Below are 22,097 nucleotides of genomic sequence, written 5' to 3' on the forward strand. Positions count from 1 at the left end.
GTGTTGTCTTCGGTCCCTGATCTGCTGAGTTTTTCCAGAATATTGCTGGGGTTTATCCTGGTATTTTCTGTGGGGGAGCATCCATTTGCCCCAATGCTGATTGTGATGGTCGCGATGGCGACCGACTTTGTCGACGGGAAGATCGCCCGGGCACTGGGCGTAGCGTCGCGACGGGGGCTCTATCTTGATGTTGCCTCGGACGGTTTTTTTCTGCTCGCCGGTCTAGGAATGGCGTCCTGGCACGGTTGGACGAGTCCCTTGCTGCCGATCGCCATCAGCATCGCGCTGATGGACCTGATGCTGCAATGGCGCCGTCAGCAGCCGGGCAAGGCACCCGTTCGCGGTTTTGCCGACCGCGCCGGCCATCTCGCCGGCACGCTTAATTTTTTCGCACTTCTGTTCGCGACAGCTGTCCCTGCGGGGTGGCTGTCCCCGACTTGGAGTCAGGGAATCGCGGTCAGCGTGGCACTGCTGAACCTCAGTCCCGTTCTGCTTCGCCGTCTGCTTCCTGTTTCGCCACAGCCATAAGCTCTTCACGTTTCTCGGCCAGTTCCCAGATCTCCCTTCCCTTGAAGGGAAGAAAACAGACGCCCAGAAATGCATTCATCACAAGAAACATCAGATGAGCACAGAGGCTGTAGGCAAGCAGGTTGGCTTCGGGCGCATAGCTTCCGAGGAGAAAAACCCACGCGGCCTGCGCGGTGCCGAGTTTGGCAACGGTCAGGGGCACGGCGGATGCCAGATAAATCAGGGGGAGGTTCGCGAGCATCGCGAAAAAGGGAATGTCCATGCCGAAAAACCCGACGGCGGCCCAGTTGAGAACAGCCGCCAGCAGGAGTGCGGTGGCCTTGAAGCTGAGGATGGCGAGGTAGTCGACGATCCGAGCCTTGTCGAAAGTCGAGAGGAGACCGGGCGCCGGTCGCTGGACGCCGAGCAGCTTGAGCCCTCGAAAGTAAAAGACAATGCCGGCGAGGACAGCATAAAGCACGAAGTAGGACTCGCTCAGTCCGGGCACCGCGGTTCCCGCGATGCCGGCGCCGATCGAAGAGACCAGAATCAGATCGCTGATTTCGAGAAATGCGAGAAAGACCATCGTGCTTGCGATCCCGAGAAAGGGGATGTTTTCCTTGCGCCAAAGCCAGAGCGCCAGTCCGCCCTGTGCCACGTTGTGATTGACCAGGGACAGAACGTAGGTGACGGCGCGGACGGGGATCATCTCGGTGTATTTGACCGGGGCATGGAACCGCCGCACGGCTATCGTCACGGCTGCGGTATCGAGGAGGAGGTAGAGACACGAGTAGGGGAAAAGGACGGCGAGATAGAGTCCCCACTGTGCCTGCTGCAGGGTCGCGATCACCTGGTCGACAGGAATGCGAGAGAACAAAAAGACGAAGAGGAGAATCGTCAGGGCCCAAGGAATAATGATTTTGAGAACTTTCATTCGGCGATTTTCTCCATCGTAATGTCCTAACAGGGCCCAGAAGTCCGGCAAGGAAGCCCGCCACCATGAACCCCGCCGGGGATCCCGCCCCCGCCGATTGTGGCCGGCACCACTGGCAAGAGGAACCTTTCGCGTTCAGGGGCCCCTGTGCTCCCGGCAGGTTTATCGCAAGAATCCTCAAAAGGATCGATAAATCAGGTATATCGAGCCAATTTCAGGGCGGGGCTCGGGTGAAGTTTCCGATTCCGCGAGCGTCCAAGGAGTAAATCCGCTTGTGTCAGGATGGAACATGGATAGCTTTACGGGAATAAGGAACCGCTATGCCGCAATTTTTGCAGTTTACGACCAATGATCTGATTTTGGCTGCCGTCTGGATTTTTCTGGGAGCGCAGCTCTCGACCCTGGCGACGACCGTCTACCTCCATCGGGCACTGACCCATAAGGCGGTCAAGCTGCACCCCGCCGTGGTCTGGGCCAATCGTCTCGTCGTTTGGCTGACGACCGGAATTGCGCCTCGGGATTGGGCGGGGATTCACCGCAAACATCACCGCTTCTCGGACCTGCCCGGAGACCCGCATTCCCCTTATGTGCACGGTTTCTGGAACATCCAACTCCGGAACGTCCAGTACTACCGCGCCGAAGCGCGAGACACCGAGACGATTGCGAAATACACAAAAGACATCGTGGATGATCGCTGGGAGCGAATCTTTTCGCGAACGACGGCAGGTCTGGTTCTGTATGCAGCCCTCATGATGTGGGTCCTGACCCCGCTCGTCGGATTCGTGGCAGCCGTTCTGCAATTTACACTCTACATCTGGCTGAACGCATCCATCAATGGAGCGGCGCATTGGATCGGGTACCAGAACTTCGCCAACAGCGCGCGAAACCTCTGGCTTCTGTCGCTCTTTACGGCCGGCGAAGCCCTGCATAATAACCATCATGAGTACCCCGGGAGCCCCCGATTTTCGCAGAAGAAATGGGAGATCGATTTCGGCTGGTGGTTTATCGCCGCGTTGACGAAAGTCGGCTTGGCCGAGCCGGTGCAATCAGCCGCATTTGCCCGAAACTGATTTAGTTGAATCAAAAAAAAGCCCCGCAGCGCAGCTGCAGGGCTTTTGATCCATTCCGGTGCAGGTTCAGCCAAACATGCCGCGGTTCCGCTGCGGAGCTCCTGCGAGCTCCCGGCTGTCGGTTTCCTTGCTGACATCTTCTTCCAACTTGCTGAAGCTCTTGCGCAGGCTGTCCTCGAAGCTGTCGAGTTCCTTCTGACGACGTGCCTTCAACGCCTCGAAGCTGGCCCCGAACGATTCGTAGAAGGCGTCCATCCGTCGCCGAACCGCTTGGTACATGTCGGTTCGGGGAACGTAGGAGCCATTGCAATGCGGGCAGTGCAGGACGGTTCCGGGCGTGAGGAACTGGAAGGGAACGGTAAAGCGACCGCCGCAACGGAAGCAGGACAAGGGCACTGGCCAGTCGTCGGGGCTGGGAATGCCGGCGGCGATGGCATCCTCGGCGGAGATCGCCGGAGGGGGCGGGCCACCCGCGGCTCCCGGGGCGGCGGGCACTGCTCCTGCGGGCGCGGCATCTCCTGCAGCGGGGCCAGCCTCCGGAGCAGCGGCTGCAGCGGCCTCTTCCTTGAATCGGGAGGGGAAGTCCTCGGGGAAATCCTCGGTCGGGTGGATTTCCTTGGCGCGTTGGAAGAGGAGCTCCTCGGCCTCAGGGATGTCCGGATTCGGGATACAGCAGTCGACGGGGCAGACGGCGGCGCAGGCCTCGCTATCGAAAAAACCTACGCATTCCGTGCATTTTTCCGGAACGATGTAAAAGAAATCGTCACTGATGGCAGCTGTCTTCGAGCCATCCAATGCGTCGAATTCAATGCCACCCTGGTAGATGGCCGTATTGGGACACTCCGGTTCGCAGGCGCCGCAGTTAATGCACTCATCCGTGATCATCGTTGCCATTGAGGGGACTTTAGCCACGAGTTTCCGAGCTCTCAAGGCAATCGCATCGGCTATCTTTTTCGGACGGTTCGAGCGGGCGCTTTCCCGCAAGCTTCGGTAGACTTCGAGCGTGCCCAACGCCCGACGATCGACGATGCCCGGATTTGCGAATCGGTTTCTTTCTGCAATCAGAAATGGGGTCGAAATTGCACGGTTCGGCGGTTTGGGTGAGCGTCAATCCCATCCCTATGAGGTGATCGCTCGCGGCCCCCATCACCGTTTGCGGCGCTATTTCCCGGATGAGCCCAAAGCGTCTGCGGTTCCGGTCATTCTGGTGCCGCCCCTGATGCTGACTGCTGAAGTTTGGGATGTCGCTCCCGGCGCCAGTGCTGTGGAGAAATTGAGCCTCGATGGAGCGGATCCGTGGGTGGTCGATTTTGGCTCACCGGAGAAGGAGAAAGGCGGCCTCAAGCGCACGCTGAGCGACCACGTGCTCGCGATCGCCGCCAGCGTCGAGGCCGTGGTCGAGACGACCGGGCGGGATGTTCACCTGATGGGCTACTCGCAGGGAGGCATGTTTGCGTATCAGGCGGCCGCTTACTGCCAATCCGACAAGATTTCTTCGCTGGTGACCTTCGGGGCTCCGGTGGACCTGCACAGTGCCCTGCTCGATCGGGTGCCGATGGAATTTGTTCTGGAGCTGGTAGAGCAGGCGGGGCGAGTCGAATCCTCGCTTCTTCCCGCGGGAATTCCGCGCTGGGCAACTCGACTCGGTTTTCAGCTGCTGGACCCGATCAAGACCCTCCAGCAGCGTTTCGATTTTCTCTCCAAGCTGGCCGATCGCGAGGCGCTTCTGGAGCGTGACGGCATGCGTCGCTTCATGGAAGATGAGGGCTGGACGGCTTTTCCCGGCCCGGCGCTGCGAGATGCGCTGCGCGAATTGGTAGCCCATAACCGCCTTCTGCGCGGCGGGGTTGTGATCGGTGATCGGACGGTGACGCTCGCCGATATCAGTTGCCCGATTCTGGCTTTCTCCGGGGCCTCGGATACGATTGCGCCGCCACCGAGCGTCCGTGCGATTCGCTCGGCAGCACCGCGAGCTTCGTCGTACGAGATCCGTTTGCAGACCGGCCATTTCGGGTTGGTGGCTGGTTCGCGGGCGCAGCGCGATACCTGGCCTGCGGTGGCCACCTGGTTGGGCGCAAGAGAAGGCCGCAATCCGCTACCGACCAATGCCTACCAGCTTGCCGAGACAGACGGACATGCCAAACCGCCGGAAGGTTTTCTCGTGGATTTACAGCGCGGGACGGAAACGGCCTGGCATTTGGGCGTGGACCTCGTCGGTGGTGCGGCCGAAGTGGCGGGAGGCCGCCTCGGCGGCGTCGGCCGCATGTTCGCTGCCGTGCTCCCGCAGGTCGCGCGAATTTCTCGGCTGGAATCCATTCGCTCCGACACCCGGATCAGCCCGTCGCTGGCAATGGCGGACAAGGCACGCGAGGCTCCCGCCGACACATTTTTCCTCTTCGGCGGTCGGGCCTACAGCTACCGGGACGCCAATACCCGCGTCGATAATGTGGTGCTCGGATTGCTCAAATGCGGTGTCCGTCAGGGCCAATATGTCGGTGTTCTGATGGAGACCCGCCCAAGTGCGCTGGCGGCCACCGTGGCCCTTTCCCGAATCGGCGCGGTGCCAGTGCTGCTGCGGCCGGATATGCCGCTGGCGGTCCAACTGCAGGTGGCTCCGGTGGATCATCTGCTGGCAGACCCCGAGCGTGGATCGGAAGCCTACAAGATTTTTGGTAGGGAAGTTTTGGTCCTTGGTGGCGGCGGTGGGCCGCGATCTCTCGGGGCAGGGGTTCTGGATATGGAAGCGATTGATCCGGCCGAGGTGGTCCCACCGGACTGGTACGTTCCCGATCCCGGTCTGGCGGGGGAATTGGCGATGATTCTGATCACCGGTTCGGCCAGGCATCCGGGGATCAGTCGAGTCACCAACCGTCGATGGAGTACCTCGGCATACGGCGCCGCTTCGGCAACAGCCTTGTCCAAGGACGATACGGTCTATTGCTGCTCGCCGACACACCACGCGACCGGCATTCTGGTGGGCGTCGGCGCGGCGCTGGTCAGTGGTGCTCGCCTGGCCGTGACTCGCGACTTCTCGGTGGATTCGTTCTGGGAGGATGTTCGCCGCTACGGGGTGGATGTTGTCTTCTACTCGGGTGGCCTCTGTCGCGCCCTGGTCAACGCACCCACTGACGCCCGAGAGCAGGATCATCCGATTCGGATTTTTGCGGGCAGCGGCATGCCACGCGGCGTTTGGACGCGCCTGGTAGAGCGTTTACGGCCGGTGCTGGCGATCGAATTTTTTGCCTCGAGTGAAGGCAATGCGGTTCTGGTCAACTTGACTGGCGAGAAGATTGGATCTGTAGGTCGTCCCTTGCCCGGCGGTGCGGAAATCGCGGTGGCGGCCTGGGACCTGGAGCGCGATCGCATGGTGGAGTTGGGGAGTGGGTTTGCCGAGCCTTGTGGTCGGGGGCGAATGGGTCTGCTTCTCTCGCGCGTGGCGCCGGAGCGCGGTGAAGTGGAAGGCCGTCCTCTTCGCGGAGTTTTTCATGCCGGTGATGCATGGCTCGATACCGGGGATCTTGTTCGTTGCGACCCCGAGGGTGATTTCTGGTTGCTCGACCATCGCAAGGATCTGATTCATACGAGCACGGGGGTCGTTGCGACGATACCCATCGAAGACACACTGGCGACGGAACTGGATTTTGTGGACCTTGCTGCCGTCTATGGCGTGCAGAGAGACGGCGATGCCCATCAGACCGTGGTGGCAGCGATTACCTTGCGTCGGGGGAGTACCTTCGACCTTCATGCCTTTGGTGAGCTTGTCGAGACCAGGCTATCGAAAGTCGAGCGTCCGCGATTCGTTCGCGTTCTCGATGAACTCCCCATGACTTCCGGACATCGACTGCAGAAAAGCGTGCTGCGTGCCGCCGGCCTCGATTCCACCCACGAAACGGATTTCGAGGTTCCATCGACGATCGCGGAATCGCGTTCGGGAGAAATGATTTGATGCGCAAGCCCATCGCAATTATTTTGGCTGCGGGTGTTGGTCGGCGATTTGGCGAGGCTTCGACGGGACAGCCCAAGGCGCTTCTCGAAGTTGAGGGAGAGACTCTTCTTGCCCGATTGATTCGGCAGTTGCGTCTCGCGGGAGTGGACGAGATCGTTGTGGTGGCAGGATTCGGGATCGACGCGATTCGTGAGGCGGTGGGTTCAGGTGTCGAAGTTCTCTGGAACCCGGACTTTGAGCGCGGCGCTATTCTCTCGCTCTATACCGCTCGCGATTTTTTCGACCGAGATCTACTCGTGATGGATGCTGATGTTTTCGGCCCGGATGTGATGTTGTCGCGACTGGTCAACTCTCCGCAGGAGAGTTGTTTTCTCCTCGATGCGCGCGCCGAGGCGAGTGGGGAAGAGCAGATGCTTCACGTCCGCGGTGATCGGGTTTGGGATATCGCGCGCCAACCGCGGGGGTCCTACGACCTCCTCGGGGAATCCGTCGGATTTTTGAAAGTCAGCGTCGAGGCAGCGCCGCTGTTGCTGGAACTCCTGTCGGCCCGTGTCGCTCGAGGCGAGATCGATCTCGAGCACGAGGAAGTCTATCCGGACTTTCTCGAGCGCACGCATGTAGGGTTCGAACGGGTGGATGATCTGGACTGGACCGAAGTCGATTTCCCCGAGGATCTGGAACGGGCGCGCGCGATCGGACGACAGGCTCGAGGAGATTCAGCCTAGGCGGATCTACCGCCGACGCGGTGGCGCAAAAGCGGTCGATGGCGTTCCAGCCAGCGACAGAGCACCGGTCGGGTCTGGCGCGGGTCGATCAGGTCATGGACGCCGAAAGACTCGGCCCCCGGGAAAGCACTTCTTCCTTTGGCAAGCTTTTCTTCCAGGGCCGTTCGGTAGGCCTCGGGATCAGGCGCCGCCGCAATTTCGCGGCGAAAGGCGACGGCCACGCCTCCTTCGAGAGGCAAGGCGCCCCTCTCGGCCGAAGGCCAGGCGTAGACGGTCGCGCCAGGGCCGAAGTGCGCCGCGGCCGCCACCCCATAGGCCTTGCGGATGATCACGCTGACCCACGGGACAGTTGTTTCGACGGTAGCGCGAATGGCTTCGAGTCCGTGGCGAATTGTCGCCTGCGATTCGGCTTCCGATCCAATCATGAAGCCGGGTTCGTCGACGAGGCTGACCACCGGCAGGTGGAAGGTATTGCATAGCTCGAGAAAGCGCCTCATTTTCTGCGCCGCGGCTGCCGTCATCGAGCCACCGACAAAATGCGGGTCGTTGGCAAGAATGGCCACTGGTGTCGCGTCCAGTCGGGCCAGCCCCGTGATCAGGGAGGAACCGAAGTCGCGACTCATTTCGAAAAAGGAATCTCGATCAACGATACTCTGGATGACCTTGCGCATGGCATAGACGCGACGACGGTTGCGCGGCACCAGGGCGAGAAGTTTTTCGTCGGTCCGTTGGGGGTCATCGGTTATGGGGCCTTGTGGCGGCAACTCGTGCCGGTTGGGCGGCAAGTAGGACAGAAATGCCTGTACGATGCCGATTGCATCGGCTTCGTCAGTCGCGATGCGGTCGACAACTCCGCTGCGACGATGGACCTCGGCGCCTCCCAGTTCCTCTTTGGTTTTGATCTCTCCAAGCGCTCTTTCGACGAGAGCCGGGCCCGCCACAAGAACTTGTGCGGTTTTTTCGGTGATCACCGAAAGATGTGAACCTGCGAGCCGGGCCGCAGGCAGCCCGGCAACCGCGCCGACACCTGCGGAGACAACAGGCACTTCGCGCAGGACCTGTGCCATGGAAACAAATCGGTGCCGGGCGTAGACAGGGTCGCCGCGCGCAGCCCCCCCCTTTTTGCCCGAAGTGCCGGCGACACTACCACCGCCTCCCTCGAGGAAACGAACCAGAGGCAAGCGAAGCTCGAGCGCCAGATCTTCCGAATAGACGCTTTTTCGGAGTCCGGCGGGAGTTGGAGATCCTCCGCGTTGGGTGAAATCCTCCCCGCCGATCACGCAGAGTCGCCCGTCCACCCGCCCCGTCCCGAGGACGAAGTTGCCGGGGGCAAACGAGACCAGATGCCCCTCCTCGTCGACATCGGCGTGGCCGGCGATGGGGCCGATTTCGTCGAAGCTTTCCGGATCCGTGATCCCGGCAATCCGCTCCCGGATCGTCAGGCGACCGCGTTCATGCTGTCGGGCAACGGCCTCCGTACCACCGAGTTCCTTTGCCAGACGCCGTTGTTCTTCGATCCGATCGACTTCCTTCTGCCAGCTCACAAAATGGTTGTAGCCGCCCGCTGCACTCCCGGGAAGTGGTCCGGGGGTCGGAGCGCCGAAAATTAGGCCTGCGAGCTTCTGGCAGGCTGCTGTCGGTTTGATAATACAAGTGCAGATGCTCACCCTCCGAGGTTCGTCGGCTTTTTCGCCGGCCCGACTGGCAAGCCGCAATGCGGCCCTCGCTGATAGTTTGCCCGGGGTCCGCATTCGAGAAGCTGCCTTTGTGCATTTCGTCGATGTTGAGGGCGAGCTCTCGGCCCGCGACGAGGAAGTCCTGACCGCTCTGCTGCGCTATGGCCCTCGCTCCGACGGAGCGGGCAGCAGTGCTCATGCTTCGGGCGAGCCGACCGCAGATGCGAGCGAGTTGCTGCTCGTAGTGCCGCGCCCGGGCACAATCTCGCCCTGGTCCTCGAAGGCCACCGATATCGCTCATATTTGCGGGTTGGCGCAGGTCCGCCGACTGGAGCGCGGGGTGGCCTATTTTATCGAATCCACGGAGCCCGTTTCCGTTGCGGCTGTTGCTGTTCACCTTCATGACCGCATGACGGAGGCCGTCTTTGACCGTCTCGATGCCGCGACTGCACTTTTCGAACAGGGCGCGCCGGCGCCTGTCGGAACGGTCGATCTGATCGGGGAGGGCCGGGAGGCTCTGGTTCGGGCGAATGGCTCTCTGGGGCTCGCGCTGGCGGATGACGAGATTGATTATCTGGTCGACAGCTTTGCCGGCCTTGCGCGCAATCCGACGGATGTCGAACTGATGATGTTTGCGCAGGCCAATTCGGAACATTGCCGGCATAAAATCTTCAATGCGGATTGGGTGATTGACGGTGAGGCGCAAGAGGAATCACTCTTTGCGATGATTCGGAATACCACCAAACAATCGCCCGAGGGAATTTTGTCGGCCTATTCCGATAATGCGGCGGTGATGGTGGGCGCCACGGGGGGGCGCTTCTTTGCCGACCCGAGCGATCACGTCTATCGCGCGCACGAGGAACCGGTCTCGATTTTGATGAAGGTCGAGACGCATAATCATCCGACCGCGATCGCACCCTTTTCGGGCGCCGCTACTGGTTCGGGTGGAGAGATTCGTGACGAAGGTGCAACCGGTCTGGGCGCCCGACCGAAGGCCGGACTGACCGGATTCTCGGTCTCTCATCTTCGGATCCCGGGGGCCGAACAGCCATGGGAGAAGGATTTCGGCCGCCCCCACCGGATGGCGTCTCCTTTGGAAATCATGCTGGAAGGTCCGATCGGAGGCGCTGCTTTCAATAATGAGTTCGGTCGCCCGAATGTGGCCGGTTATTTTCGTACTTTTTGCGAGGAGGCACCGGGCCCTGCGGGACGCGAGGTCAGGGGCTATCACAAGCCGATCATGTTGGCGGGCGGTCTCGGGAATGTTCGTCCGGGCCACGAAACCAAGGAGAGCTTTCCGGCCGGGTCGCGGATTGTGGTGCTTGGTGGCCCCGCAATGCTGATCGGCCTGGGTGGGGGCGCCGCCTCGTCGATGGCTCAGGGCACGAGTGCGGCAGACCTCGATTTTGCATCCGTGCAGCGCGGCAATCCCGAGATGGAACGGCGCTGCCAGGAAGTGATCGATCGCTGCACCGCATACGGTGCCGAGAACCCGATCCTCTTCATTCACGATGTCGGTGCTGGCGGGCTTTCCAATGCGCTCCCGGAGTTGGTTCATGACGGGGGTCGTGGAGGCGTTTTCGAGCTTCGCGAAGTGCCCAATGCGGAGCCCGGTCTCTCGCCTCTGGAGATCTGGTGTAATGAGGCTCAGGAGAGATACGTGCTGGCGATCGCCGAAGATCGTTTCGCGGAGTTCGCGAAAATCTGCGAGCGAGAGAGAGCGCCATTTGCCGCAGTAGGGCACGCCACCGTGGCGGAACATCTGCAACTGACCGATCGACATTTCGGCGATACGCCCATCGACCTTCCGCTCTCGGTCTTGTTGGGGAAACCGCCGCGCATGCGCCGGGAAGCTCATAGACTGCCTTTCCGGCCGGACGATTTCGAGACAGAGGAACGCGACCTCGAGGAGACATTGTTGCGGGTGCTCCGGCATCCTGCGGTTGGCGACAAGACTTTCCTGATCAGTATCGGTGATCGCACGGTCGGTGGACTGATTGTGCGCGATCAAATGGTCGGCCGCTGGCAGGTGCCCGTCGGGGATGCCGCCGTGACTGCCACCAGTTTCGATACCTTCACCGGGGAAGCGATGGCCTGTGGGGAGAGAACCCCTGTCGCGCTTCTGGACCCGGCAGCCTCCGTTCGGCTGGCGATCGGTGAGGTGGTGACCAATCTGGCCAGTTGCGCAATGCTTTCGCTCGGTGAGATTCGACTCTCCTGCAACTGGATGGCACCGGCAGGGCATCCGGGTGAGGACGCCGGTCTCCATGATGCGGTTCGGGCCGTCGGGCTTGAGCTCTGCCCCGCATTGGGAATCGCAGTCCCGGTGGGCAAAGATTCGATGTCGATGCGGACGGTCTGGGAGGAAGAGGGTGAGCCGCGCAGCGTCACCGCACCGTTATCGCTGATCGCGACCGGATTCGTGCGGGTTCTCGATGTCCGGCGCAGCTTGACCCCTGAGCTGAATTCCGGACTCGAAGACTCGGTTTTGCTGCTGATTGATTTGGGCGGTGGCCGCAACCGGCTTGGTGGTTCGATCGCCGCGCAGGTCTACGAGACGTTGGGTGCGGATCCGGCGGATCTGGATGACCCCGAGAATTTGCTGCGGTTTTTCCGCTTGATTCAAGAGCTTGCCGGCGAAGAAATTCTCGAGGCGTACCATGACCGCTCGGACGGCGGACTTGCGGCCACTCTGCTGGAGATGTCGTTTGCGGGCGGCGTTGGTCTCGAGATTGATCTTGCCGGCCTTGGCTTGGACTCGTTTGCAGCGCTGTTCAACGAAGAGCTTGGCGCTGTGGTGCAGGTCCGCCGGAGCGACCTGGCGCGGGTGCGGGCAGTGGCTGCTCGCGAAGGAATTGACGAACTTGTCCACGAGTTGGGTGGCCTCCGGTCGGATGATCAGGTCGTGATCCGTAAGGATGCCGAGGCGTTGGTGGCGATGTCGAGATTCGAGCTTCGTGATGCATGGTCCGAAACCACCCACCGTATGCAGGCCCTTCGCGATGACAAGACTTGCGCCGAGGAAGAACATGCCGCGCGTCTGGATGCGGCTGACCCCGGTCTTTCCGCCGAGTTGTCTTTCTCCATGCGGGACGACGTAGCCGCGCCGTGGATTGCTTCGGGCTCCCGGCCGAGGCTGGCCGTTCTGCGAGAACAGGGAGTCAACGGCCAGATCGAAATGGCGGCGGCCTTTGATCGCGCGGGCTTTGAGGCCGTCGACGTTCATATGAGTGATCTTCTGTCAGGGGATGTCTCGCTCGCAGAGATGCACGGCCTGGTTGCTTGTGGCGGATTTTCCTACGGTGACGTTCTCGGTGCAGGGGAAGGCTGGGCAAAATCGATTCTTTTTCAGCCGCGAGTTCGCGAGATGGTCGCAGAGTTCTTTGCGCGCCCTGATACTTTTTCGCTGGGTGTTTGTAATGGTTGTCAGATGCTCTCGAATTTACATTCGATTATCCCCGGAGCAGAGCATTGGCCGCGCTTTGTGCGCAACCGGTCGGAGCAATTCGAGGCGCGTCTTTCGCTGGTCAAAATTCTGCCCAGCCCCTCCATCCTGCTCTCCGGAATGGAGGGCTCGCGGATACCGATCGCTGTCGCGCATGGTGAGGGCCGTGCGGAGTTCGACTCAGCCAACGCGTGCGAGAGGTTTGTGGAGTCAGGCCTTGTGGGGATGCAGTATGTCGATGGTGCAGGCCAACTGACAGCCCGGTATCCTGCCAATCCGAACGGTTCGCCTGCCGGTATTGCTGGTCTGACGAGTGGCGACGGTCGCGTCACGATCATGATGCCGCACCCCGAGCGAGTGTTCCGGAAGGTCCAACACTCGTGGATGCCTCCAGAGTGGCGCGATGGTCATGACGAGGCTCCCTGGATGCGTTTATTTCGCAATGCTCGGACCTGGCTGGCTTGAGAAGGGAGAGGGATCGAGATGGACAACCAGAATGAGGAACGGCCGGGGGGACGGCTTCCGTTGTCGGAGAGACCTCTATGGCTGAATGCGTTGCTAGCCTTTTGCGTTTACGTAACGTTTATCTATTCGCCCTGGGACTATTTCTCGAAGCCGGTAGCCGAGGCCGAGGATGTCTGGCTGGGCTATATGTTTCGTGGCGAGGCCGCGCGCCTCACCGAGCCGATCCACTTTCTCCTCTACCTCGCTCTGACTTGGGGCCTCTGGCAGATGCGCCCATGGATGCGGTTTTGGGGTACGGCTTATATGGTCCAACTGACGATTGCCTTCGCGGTTTGGGGGATTTTGGACGAGCGCGGGCATTGGCTGATGGCCCCGGCGAGTCTGGTGATCTGGGGCTTGCTGACCTGGGCCTATTGGCGTGCAGCTGTGATCTTCTTGCCGGCCGAAGATCGTCTCCCTTCTGGCTAACGCGATGCGAATCGCCCTGGTGCATCATTGGTTGTTGACCTGGCGAGGGGGGGAGCGAGTACTTGCGGAAATCGCTCGCCTGTATCCGGACGCCCCGATCTACACACTCTTTGGCTCTGCCGAGCATTTGCCCGGTGGCCTCGCCGATCATACCAGTCACTCCAGCCTGTTAGCCCGGGGAGCGCGTTTTCGAGAGGCGCTGCTGCCGCTCTATCCAGTCGGAGTTCGTACCCTTGATTTGCGAGGATTCGATCTGGTGATTTCAAGCGATGCGTCCGTGATCAAGGGCGTGCGCGTCGACCCGGGTGCGGTCCACCTATGTTATTGTCACGCGCCACCGCGTTATGCATGGGATTTTCCCAAGCAGTATGTCGACGCTCAAATACCTGCCCTGCTCCGGCCACTTGCCCATGCAGGACTCCGTTGGATTCGCTGGTACGACTCTCGCGCTGCAAGGCGGGTCAACGAGTTCGCGACCAATTCGCGGGCTGTCGAATCGAGAATCCAGCGACATTACGGTCGGGCGGCGACGGTGATCCCACCACCGGCGGAGCTCGAATTTTTTACGCCCGCGCCGGAGGTGCCGCGCGAGAATTTTTATCTTTTCGTGGGCCAATTGGTGCCCTACAAACGTGCGGATCTTGCGATTGAGGTTTGTCAGCAGACCGGCCGAAAGTTGGTCGTGGTGGGCGAGGGGCCTCTGCTCAAGGAATTGCGCAGGCGCGCGGGCGACGGTGTCGAAGTGGTCGGGGCGCAGTCCGCGGAGGATTTACGAGATCTCTATCGGCGTTGTCGGGCGTTGGTCTTTCCCGGAGAGGAAGACTTCGGCATTGTTCCCCTGGAAGCGATGGCCTGCGGCGCACCGGTTGTGGCTTTGGGCAAAGGAGGGGCTCTGGAGACGGTGGTGGGAGCATCGTCCGGAAGCTCCGCGCCGGCTCCGACCGGCATCTTCTTTCCCGAGCCATCGGTGGCGTCGCTCGCGAGGGCGCTGGATGATCTCGAGCGCGGCGAACCCTTTCGGGAAGAAGATTGTGTCGCGCGGGCGGCGGGTTTCTCCCCGGAATTTTTTCGCCGATCTTTTCAAAGCTGGGTTCAATCCTGCGTCTCTTCTGCGAAATTAACTCCAGATCCGTAGGAAATTCCTAAACTTTTCTTGGAACGGCGTCGTTAGACTTAGGGGTCCGACAGGTTCGGGTGGCTGCGTATGCCGTTGCGATTTTAAGGTTATGCGGGGGTCCGGGTTCTGATAATCGCGAAGTGTTCCCGTTCACAGGAGGTTGTTTTGAAAGATATTCGTATTCTCGTTCCCTCGATTGGTCACCCGACCCGTCCCTCACTCGCCGAAGCGATGCGCGGTCCCGGTGATCGCCATGTGACGATTGTAGGGGCAGATATGGACGCAGGCGGGATTGCGCCGCATGTTCCCGACGAGTTTGTGCAGGTCCCCGGTCGTAACGACCCCGGCTATATCGATCGTGTGCTCGAGATCTGTCGCGACTACGAAATCGATGTCTATTACGCGCTCGGCGAAGAAGAGGCGATTGGTTCTGCCGAGCGCCTTGATGAATTTCGCAGCGCTGGCGTGGGTGTGATCACCCCGGGCAACCCCGAGATGCTTCGTCTTTCCTCGAACAAATCGCGGTACCATGAATTTTTTGCCGAGCAGGGAATTCCAGCTGCCGGGTTCCGTACGATCGCCACGTTTGGTGAACTCGAAGAGGGCCTGAAGGAAATGGGCTTCCCCGAGATCGACGTGTTTTTGAAGCCGACCCAGTCCAAGGGCGGCCGCGGCGCGAGATTGGTCACAGCCAGTGACGACCCGAGTGTGGGACAGGATGTTCGTGCAGCCGGCCAGCCGGTGATGTCTCTGGAGACCTGCCTCGAGGAATTTCGTCGCCAGGACGGTCCCGACTTCCCCGAACTGATCGCCATGGAGTACCTGCCCGGCACCTACTACAGTTGCGATGTCCTCTCGCAGGAAGGTGAAGTCCTTTATGCCGTCCCCAAAATCCGCGTCCGCGGAACGGCATCGAATACGACTGTGGGCCAGGTGGATATGAACCCGGCCGTTCTGGATATGGCGCGACAGGCCTGCAAGGCCTTCGGCTACAACTTCATGCAGAACTACGAGATGAAGTTGGACAAAAATGGTGAACCCCGCATCTATGATATCAATCCGCGCGGGGGAACCTCGCTGATCTTGTGCAAGGCTGCAGGCGCAAATATCGCCTGGTTCTCCGTATTGATGGCATTGGGTGAGGATATCCCGAAGGCCGAGATCAAGGACGGCGTGCGGATGCTGCGGCATTTTCGAGAGTACTTCGACGACGGCACGCCACCCCAGCGTTGAGGGCGGGTCATGGGAAATCTCGCCAGCAGACTCGAGGGCATGCAACTGCTCGCTTTCGATCTCGACAATACGCTCTACGATGAAGGATTGTACTTTGCGGCGGCCCTCGACCGGATAGCACCTCGAGTCGCGGGTTTGTCCGATGGGGACCCGGAACAGATTCGTCGACGCTTCGATGAAATTCTCATCTCGGAGGGCAAGCACTACCACCACCTCTTCGATGATATACTTACCGAAAACGGACTTTCCGTTGCGGAGCATTTGAAGGATCTATTGACCGAATTCTCGGCCGTGAAGGGAGGGATTGATCTTTTCCCCGGAGTCGCAGAATTTCTCGCGGCACTGCGCGATCGATACAAGCTTGGCCTGATTACATCGGGGCGGGAGGCGGTTCAGGCGAACAAGCTGCGACTCCTCGGCTTGGCGGATTCTTTCGACCATATCATTTTCTCGTCGACGCTGACCGAGAACAAGCCCGGGCAGATGCCATTTCGACTGCTTTGCGAAGCAGCGGATGTGCTACCGAGCGAGGCTGTCTATCTCGGCGATAACCCTCTTTTTGATTTCAAGGGCTCGTCCGAAATCGGGATGACGACGATCCGTGTCGCGAATCCCGAGTTCGACGATCATGTCTGCGATCCGGGCTGGGATGCTCATTTTCGGCTTTCCAGAGTGACGGAGTTGAGCGGATTCCTGCCCAAGGCGGAAAAGGCGGTTGCCCGATCGTGATCGCATCCCGTAAGCTTCGTTCTCCCGGTTTCCGTCTGCGACCCGCAGAAAGTTCGCTCCCTTCCGCATGAAGAAGGCATTCCTCATCAGCTACCGTTTCCCACCCCAAGGGGGGGGCGGTGTTCAACGAACCCTCAAATATACGCGATATTTGCGTGATTTCGGTTGGGAACCCGTGGTGCATACGGCTCGGAACCCGTTTTGGGATGTCTGGGACGAGAGCTTGTTGGCCGAGATTCCCCCGAATGTCGAGGTCTGCAAGACGAGTACTTTTGAGATCGAGAAAGTAGAGAATGCGATCCGCGAAGGGATTCGCGCGATTCGCGGGGGTAAATCTGCAGCGACGGTTTCCGAGGAGAAAGAGAGCCCGGCGCATAGCGACTCGGTTACGCAGGTGCGAAAAGCAGGTGCGCGGGGTCGCTTGGGGCAACTCAACGAATTTCTCCACAAGCGCTTGATGATCCCCGACCAGCAAATCTTCTGGGTTTTGCCCGCGCTATGGGCTGGCATTCGTCAGGTGCGCCGGACGCAGGCGACGCTCATCCATACATCGTCGCCCCCCAATTCCCTGCATCTCTATGGCGGCCTGCTGGCGCGCACGACGGGATTGCCGTGGGTGGCCGATTTTCGTGACCCCTGGACGGATGGCCCCCGGCGTCGTCGAAATTACGTCAATAATCGACTTCGTGAGAAAATCGAAAAGGCTATGGAGCGATGGGTGGTTCGGAACGCCGATCACGTTGTCGTAACGGCGCCTCCGCTGCGCGATCGATTCCTGAAAAAGTATCCCTTTCTCGACGAGAGGGATATTTCCGTCATCACCAACGGCTATGATGTTCACGATTTTCAGGCGGCTTCTGATTTGCCCCGGCAAATGCTTCCCCGGGATGGTTTCCATCTGACCGGCACCGGCAATATCGAGAATATGTTCCCCGCAGAACACCTCTTTGGCGCGATTGCTTCCGCCTGTGCGAAGCATGAGGGATTGCGCCGTGATCTTTCGGTACATCTGGTCGGAGCGAAGCGTGGTCCTTACGATCAACTTCTCGCTGATCTCGGTCTTGAGGATCGCGTTCGTTACGAAGGCTGGGTTCCGCATGTCGAATCCATACGCTACCTGCAGGAAAGCTCGGCACTCCTGATGTGCATGATTCCACAGGCAGGAGGCGGCAACGAGAAACTTTCCGGCAAAGGTTTTGAATACCTTTTCACGCGCAAGCCATTTCTATGTCTGGCCAAGCCGGGCCTCACCGCCGATCTCTTCTCGCAAACGGACCTCGCGCATATTGTCGACCCGCACGATGCGGCCGGGATCGAGAGGGAGTTGATCGTGCTCTATGAAGCCCGCGCGGAGGACCCGGTAGCCAATGAGGACCTGGTGCGTAAATTCGATCGAAAAAACCTGACAGGTGAACTCGCCACGATCTTTGACGGATTGATAGCCGCAGACGACGGGACGCGAGGCGCTGGAACTCGGGAGGTGGCGGCATGAGTGGACGAGTATTGGTGACAGGAGCTGGCGGTTATATCGGATCGGCGATCGTCGCTCATCTTGCCTCGACAGGCCTTGGCGTGCGCGCCTTTGGTCATGAGACACGATTTGCCGAGTTGGCGAATATCGCCAATGGTGATGTCGACTTTCGTGCAGGTGATCTGCTGGACGCTGATGCTCTGGCAGAAGCGCTCGCAGGGGTTTCGGCGGTGGTTCATACGGCATCATTTGCCGGTGAGCGGGCTTGTCGAGCAGACATCCCGGGCGCGATTCGGACAATCGTGCGCGGGACACGACTGTTGGTCGATCAGATGCAGGATGCCGGCATCGATAATCTGGTCCACCTCTCGACCTACGCTGTCTACTCGACCTTTGCGACCCGGGAAATGCCCTTGAGCGAAACCTCGGAGTTGCTTCCTGATGATCTCTACGGAAGTCTGAAGGCTGAGGCCGAATGGGAGGCTGCGCGGGCAAACGCGGCGATCTTGCGGCTGACAAATGTTTTTGGACCCGGGTCCGGGTTGGTCGTCAAGACCGATGTGATGGGGCATTTTCGCAACGCTGTTGAGGCGCAGACGCCGATCAAGACTCAGGGCGGTGGTGGCCAGGCGATCGAATTCGTTCATGTTGATGATGTATGCAGGGTGGTGGCCGGCTTGGTGGCGACACCGCGGACCGAGTCTCTGGTTCTGAACGTCGGCGCGGGCAAGGCGACGCCAATTCGAGAGCTGGCGTTATTGTTCCAGGAAAATGCAAAAGAAATTCTGGGGCGGACCATCGATATTGTGGACACCCCGGCGGTCGGGGATAAAACGTGGCCCGATCGATTTACGACGATCGAGCGGGCACAAAGCCTTTTTCCGTGGTTCCCCGAGAAGTCACTCGCGGATGGTGTACGGGAAATTGTTGTCAAAATAGAAGGATGAACGGGAGTTCTCATGGAAATGATTCAGGTCGCCAAACCCTATTTCACCGACGATGATATTGACTTCATCACGGAAAATACGCGCGACGTTCTGAAAAGCGGGATGTTGATGCAGGGGAAATGGGTCCGCGAGTTCGAAGAAACATTCGCCGCCTATTGTGGGGTTCGCTATGCGCGTGCAGTCAACTCCGGCACCTCGGCTCTGATTTCGGCCCTCAACTTCTTCGAAATTGAGGGGAAGGAAGTTCTGGTGCCGACCAATACGTTTCTCGCATCGGCCAACGCGGTGATCTTCGCCGGCGGAACCCCCGTCTTCTGCGATATCGTCCCTGAAACCCTGCTGATTGATTTTGATGAGATCGTACGCCGCACCAACGAGAAAACGGCAGGTCTGGTTCTGGTGCATCAAGCCGGGCTGATTCCGCCGGACCTGGCGCGGATCCGAGACTATTGCCGGGACAACAACCTCTTTCTCCTCGAGGATAGCGCGCATGCGGCCGGCTCCAGCAGTGCAGAGGGTCGCGCCGGAGGACTCGGCGACGCGTCGGCATTCTCGATGCTGGCAACCAAGATCATTACGGCGGGTGGCGAAGGCGGTATGGTGACGACGAACTCGGAGGCGTTGGCACATCGTGCGACCAGCCTGCGGTTCCATGGCGAGGATCATAAGCGGGGAATCCAGGATCGGGTGGGATATTCCTGGCGAATGACTGAAATTCAGGCGATCGCTGGATTGACGCAGGTCCGCCGACTGGACGAGATTGTTTCGCTGCGGATGAGTGTAGCCGCCCGTTATGATGAAGGTTTCCGTGATCTGGAGAGCGCAAACGCATTGCCGCTGCCGGAGGGTTGTCGCAATGCCTACTACAAATACCCGCTGATTCTCGGCGACCATCTCAGCCGCCCGGACGTCAAGGAACGTTTGGAGAAAGAGTTCGCGGTGAAGTCGGGGACGTCCTACTGGCCGACCTGTCATCTGCAGCCTGCTTATCGAGAAAAATATGGTTATGCCGAAGGTGATTTCCCGAAGGCGGAGCATACCCTGAATCAAACGATTGCCTTGCCTATGCATTGCCATCTTACGGAGGAAGAAGTGGACCGCGTGATCGCTGCTGTAAGAGCGATTGCTGGTTGATGGAGTTCGAAATGAAGAAAAATTCAATCGGAAAAGATCTTTTGGAATCGGCGAGTCTCGGCGCGCTCAGCTGGGCTGTCGGGATGGTGGCTTTCAGTTGTGCCGAGATCCTCACGAACGCTTTTCTGGATCTCTATCAACCGTGGTCTGTTTGGCGCGTGGTGCTGCTGACCTACGCCGTTTTCGGAGCCTTGCTCGGCCTCGGTGCGGGGTTGGGGATTTGGGTGCTGCGTGTCTTGAGCGGTTGGCGCGAGACTTCAGCCGTGCCGCTGTTGATGGGGGCCTTCCTTGGCGTCTTCTTGCTGATGGTGATTGGTGTCCCCCTGAATGATCGCTACCTGCCCGGTTTCTTTGCCCCCATCAGCCTCGCTACAAATGCGGGCGCTATCGCTGTCTGCACGGGGCTGGCACTGGCAGCATTTGCTCATCTTCGGACGCGCTCAGGCGGGCTGCTCTGGCTCTCTTTTATCAACTTGGGCCTGGCCTTCGGCTTTGTTTTGGCGCTTTATCGGTATCTCGACATGTACGTTCTCCAAACGGAGCCTGTGCTGGAGTCGGTGCTCAGCTTCGGGAGCGTAGCCATTGTCGGTCTCCTGCTCTGGCGTTGCGGTGTGCGCATTCTCGAGATCTTCACGGGCGAGAAGGTTCTGGCGAAGGCAGCTGTCAGCGGCCTGATTGCGATTGCCCTGATTTGGAGTGTTGGTCTTTATCTCGAGCGTGAAATTCGCCCCCATGGGAAAGCGGCAGCGGCGACCGACGGCAAGCCGAATTTGCTCTGGATCGTCATGGATACGACGCGCGCTGATCATCTGGGTTCCTATGGATACGAGAAAGGAACCAGTCCCAATCTTGATGAGATGGCCAAGCAAAGTGTTGTGTTCGAAAAAGCGATCTCCCAGGCGTCATGGACGATGCCGAGCCATTTTCAGATGGTGACCTCTCGGTTCGATAGCGGCAAGGAGAATGCCCTGCCGGATGACTACGAAACGGTCGCCGAGATTCTGCGTGACGAAGGATACGACACAGCCTCGGTCCTGGGGAACTATTCTCTGGGCCGCCGTTCCGGCTTCGACCAGGGCTTCGCGGACGTCATGGACGGTCCGGTCAATATCTTCTACCTGAAGTTCTTCGATAAATTACCCGTTGTGAAATGGATGGTACGCTCCGGTTTGATCGCTCCGGACACCGCGGTTCGTTGGTACCACCGCCATACTTTTCTCGAGGGCGTGGGTGCCCGCGGGGCCGACTTGACGGATCGCTCGATCGATTGGATCAATGGTCGTGATGGAGATCGTCCGTTTTTCCTCTTCCTGAACTATATGGACGTCCACGACGCTTTTGACCCCCCCGAGCCCTACCGCAGCCAATTCGCACCGGGTGTCGATCCGATGTTGGGCTTCGTCCGGTTCGACGCAGAGGAGGGCGAAGCGATCGACAGCAATACGTTTGTTCGTGACGTTCTGCCTACGATGGAGCCGGGAGACTGGGGCGAACTGGTGGATCTCTACGACGGCGAGATCGCTTATCTCGATGAACATATCGGGCGACTGCTTGCCGACCTCGAGGCGCAGGGAGAACTCGATAATACGATCGTCGTGGTCACATCCGATCACGGCGAACTCTTTGGCGAGCACGACCTTGCCTATCATTTCAAGGCCCTGACCGAGGAGGAAACGCACGTCCCCTTGATCATCCGCTATCCTTCGGGGATGCCTGCGGGGGCCCGCGTGCCGGGTGCGGTAGAGTTGAACGATATCTTGCCGACGGTACTCGAACTCGCCGAGATCGAGTCGGATGCGCCCATGGATGGCAGCAGCCTGGTGGCCGCTGCCCGCACAGGCAACGCAGATACAGGTCCGGTCTTCACCTACCTCTTGCGGGATCCGAGGGCCAAATTCCCTCACACGCTGGCAGGACACCTTTTAGGTGTGCGCAAAGATGGTCAGAAATATGTTTGGTCGTCGGGCGGCGAGCATGAATTCTATGTTCTCGAGAACGACCCGAAGGCCCATGACAATCTTTATATCAGCCGGGGCGGGGCTCCTATGGAGCTTGAAGAGGAACTGGCTCGTTGGCGCGACTCGGTTGGTTTGAACGAGATCTCCAAAGAGAAGCTCGACCCGATTACCCGCGATCGCCTTCGCGCTCTTGGCTATATCGACTGACAGAGAAAGGCGCACCGGCGGTACTCCCGTTAAACGGGGTGCGGCCGGGGCGCTCTGTCAGGGCT

15 protein-coding genes and 1 pseudogene are annotated in these 22,097 nt (G+C 59.7%); 13 read left to right on the plus strand and 3 right to left on the minus strand.

Features of this window, described 5'->3' with window-relative positions; translation table 11 throughout:
• Complete coding sequence (locus P8K07_14085; protein MDG1959648.1) at positions 1-528, plus strand: CDP-alcohol phosphatidyltransferase family protein; 528 nt, start codon at positions 1-3, stop codon at positions 526-528.
• Here the strand turns inward: P8K07_14085 and P8K07_14090 are convergent.
• Positions 479-1,441: a hypothetical protein gene (locus P8K07_14090; GenBank protein MDG1959649.1), complete on the minus strand. Its 963-nt coding sequence runs from the start codon at positions 1,439-1,441 to the stop codon at positions 479-481. The two genes, P8K07_14085 and P8K07_14090, sit on opposite strands and share 50 nt — an antisense overlap.
• 320 nt (positions 1,442-1,761) lie before the next feature.
• Between P8K07_14090 and P8K07_14095 the strand changes: the two genes are divergently transcribed.
• Positions 1,762-2,511 (plus strand): fatty acid desaturase, encoded by a 750-nt coding sequence (locus tag P8K07_14095; protein MDG1959650.1) that lies wholly within the window; start codon positions 1,762-1,764, stop codon positions 2,509-2,511.
• Positions 2,512-3,120: 609 nt separating this feature from the next.
• Here P8K07_14095 and P8K07_14100 read toward each other — a convergent pair.
• Positions 3,121-3,495 (minus strand): annotated as a pseudogene (locus P8K07_14100) (4Fe-4S dicluster domain-containing protein).
• A gap of 19 nt (positions 3,496-3,514) precedes the next feature.
• On the opposite strand from P8K07_14100, the gene P8K07_14105 reads away from it, so the two are divergent.
• Together P8K07_14105 and P8K07_14110 are read left to right on the plus strand one after the other, a co-directional pair.
• Positions 3,515-6,457 carry an alpha/beta fold hydrolase gene (locus P8K07_14105; protein ID MDG1959651.1) on the plus strand — a complete coding sequence of 981 codons (2,943 nt, stop codon included), beginning with the start codon at positions 3,515-3,517 and terminating at the stop codon, positions 6,455-6,457.
• Positions 6,457-7,182 carry a phosphocholine cytidylyltransferase family protein gene (locus P8K07_14110; protein ID MDG1959652.1) on the plus strand — a complete coding sequence of 242 codons (726 nt, stop codon included), beginning with the start codon at positions 6,457-6,459 and terminating at the stop codon, positions 7,180-7,182. Before P8K07_14105 ends, P8K07_14110 begins: the two co-directional genes overlap by 1 nt.
• Here the strand turns inward: P8K07_14110 and P8K07_14115 are convergent.
• Positions 7,179-8,726, minus strand: coding sequence for a carboxyl transferase domain-containing protein (locus P8K07_14115; GenBank protein ID MDG1959653.1), 1,548 nt, complete (start codon positions 8,724-8,726; stop codon positions 7,179-7,181). The genes P8K07_14110 and P8K07_14115 overlap by 4 nt on opposite strands.
• Before the next feature lie 115 nt (positions 8,727-8,841).
• Here P8K07_14115 and purL point away from each other — a divergent pair, with 115 nt between their 5' ends.
• The 9 genes from purL (at position 8,842) to P8K07_14160 (ending at position 22,032) form a co-directional block, all read left to right on the plus strand.
• On the plus strand, positions 8,842-12,768 hold the full coding sequence (purL, locus tag P8K07_14120) for a phosphoribosylformylglycinamidine synthase (GenBank protein ID MDG1959654.1): 3,927 nt from the start codon (positions 8,842-8,844) through the stop codon (positions 12,766-12,768).
• Between the two features lie 18 nt (positions 12,769-12,786).
• The gene (locus P8K07_14125) at positions 12,787-13,236 is read left to right on the plus strand and encodes a hypothetical protein (GenBank protein ID MDG1959655.1); all 450 of its coding nucleotides are present in this window, start codon (positions 12,787-12,789) and stop codon (positions 13,234-13,236) included.
• Between the two features lie 4 nt (positions 13,237-13,240).
• Complete coding sequence (locus tag P8K07_14130) at positions 13,241-14,371, plus strand: glycosyltransferase (GenBank protein MDG1959656.1); 1,131 nt, start codon at positions 13,241-13,243, stop codon at positions 14,369-14,371.
• Between the two features lie 147 nt (positions 14,372-14,518).
• Positions 14,519-15,586 carry an ATP-grasp domain-containing protein gene (locus P8K07_14135; protein ID MDG1959657.1) on the plus strand — a complete coding sequence of 356 codons (1,068 nt, stop codon included), beginning with the start codon at positions 14,519-14,521 and terminating at the stop codon, positions 15,584-15,586.
• A gap of 9 nt (positions 15,587-15,595) precedes the next feature.
• Positions 15,596-16,315 carry an HAD family hydrolase gene (locus P8K07_14140; GenBank protein MDG1959658.1) on the plus strand — a complete coding sequence of 240 codons (720 nt, stop codon included), beginning with the start codon at positions 15,596-15,598 and terminating at the stop codon, positions 16,313-16,315.
• Between the two features lie 67 nt (positions 16,316-16,382).
• Entirely contained in the window at positions 16,383-17,807 is a 1,425-nt protein-coding gene (locus P8K07_14145; protein MDG1959659.1) for a glycosyltransferase, read from the plus strand.
• Positions 17,804-18,733, plus strand: a complete 930-nt coding sequence (locus P8K07_14150; protein ID MDG1959660.1) for an NAD(P)-dependent oxidoreductase — start codon at positions 17,804-17,806, stop codon at positions 18,731-18,733. The genes P8K07_14145 and P8K07_14150 overlap by 4 nt, the downstream gene beginning before the upstream one ends.
• A 12-nt stretch (positions 18,734-18,745) precedes the next feature.
• Positions 18,746-19,867, plus strand: coding sequence for a DegT/DnrJ/EryC1/StrS aminotransferase family protein (locus P8K07_14155; GenBank protein MDG1959661.1), 1,122 nt, complete (start codon positions 18,746-18,748; stop codon positions 19,865-19,867).
• A gap of 11 nt (positions 19,868-19,878) precedes the next feature.
• The gene (locus tag P8K07_14160) at positions 19,879-22,032 is read left to right on the plus strand and encodes a sulfatase (GenBank protein MDG1959662.1); all 2,154 of its coding nucleotides are present in this window, start codon (positions 19,879-19,881) and stop codon (positions 22,030-22,032) included.
• The last annotated feature ends 65 nt before the right edge of the window (positions 22,033-22,097 follow it).

This window comes from Candidatus Binatia bacterium (assembly GCA_029248525.1).
In the GTDB taxonomy this organism is placed as follows: domain Bacteria; phylum Desulfobacterota; class Binatia; order UBA12015; family UBA12015; genus UBA12015.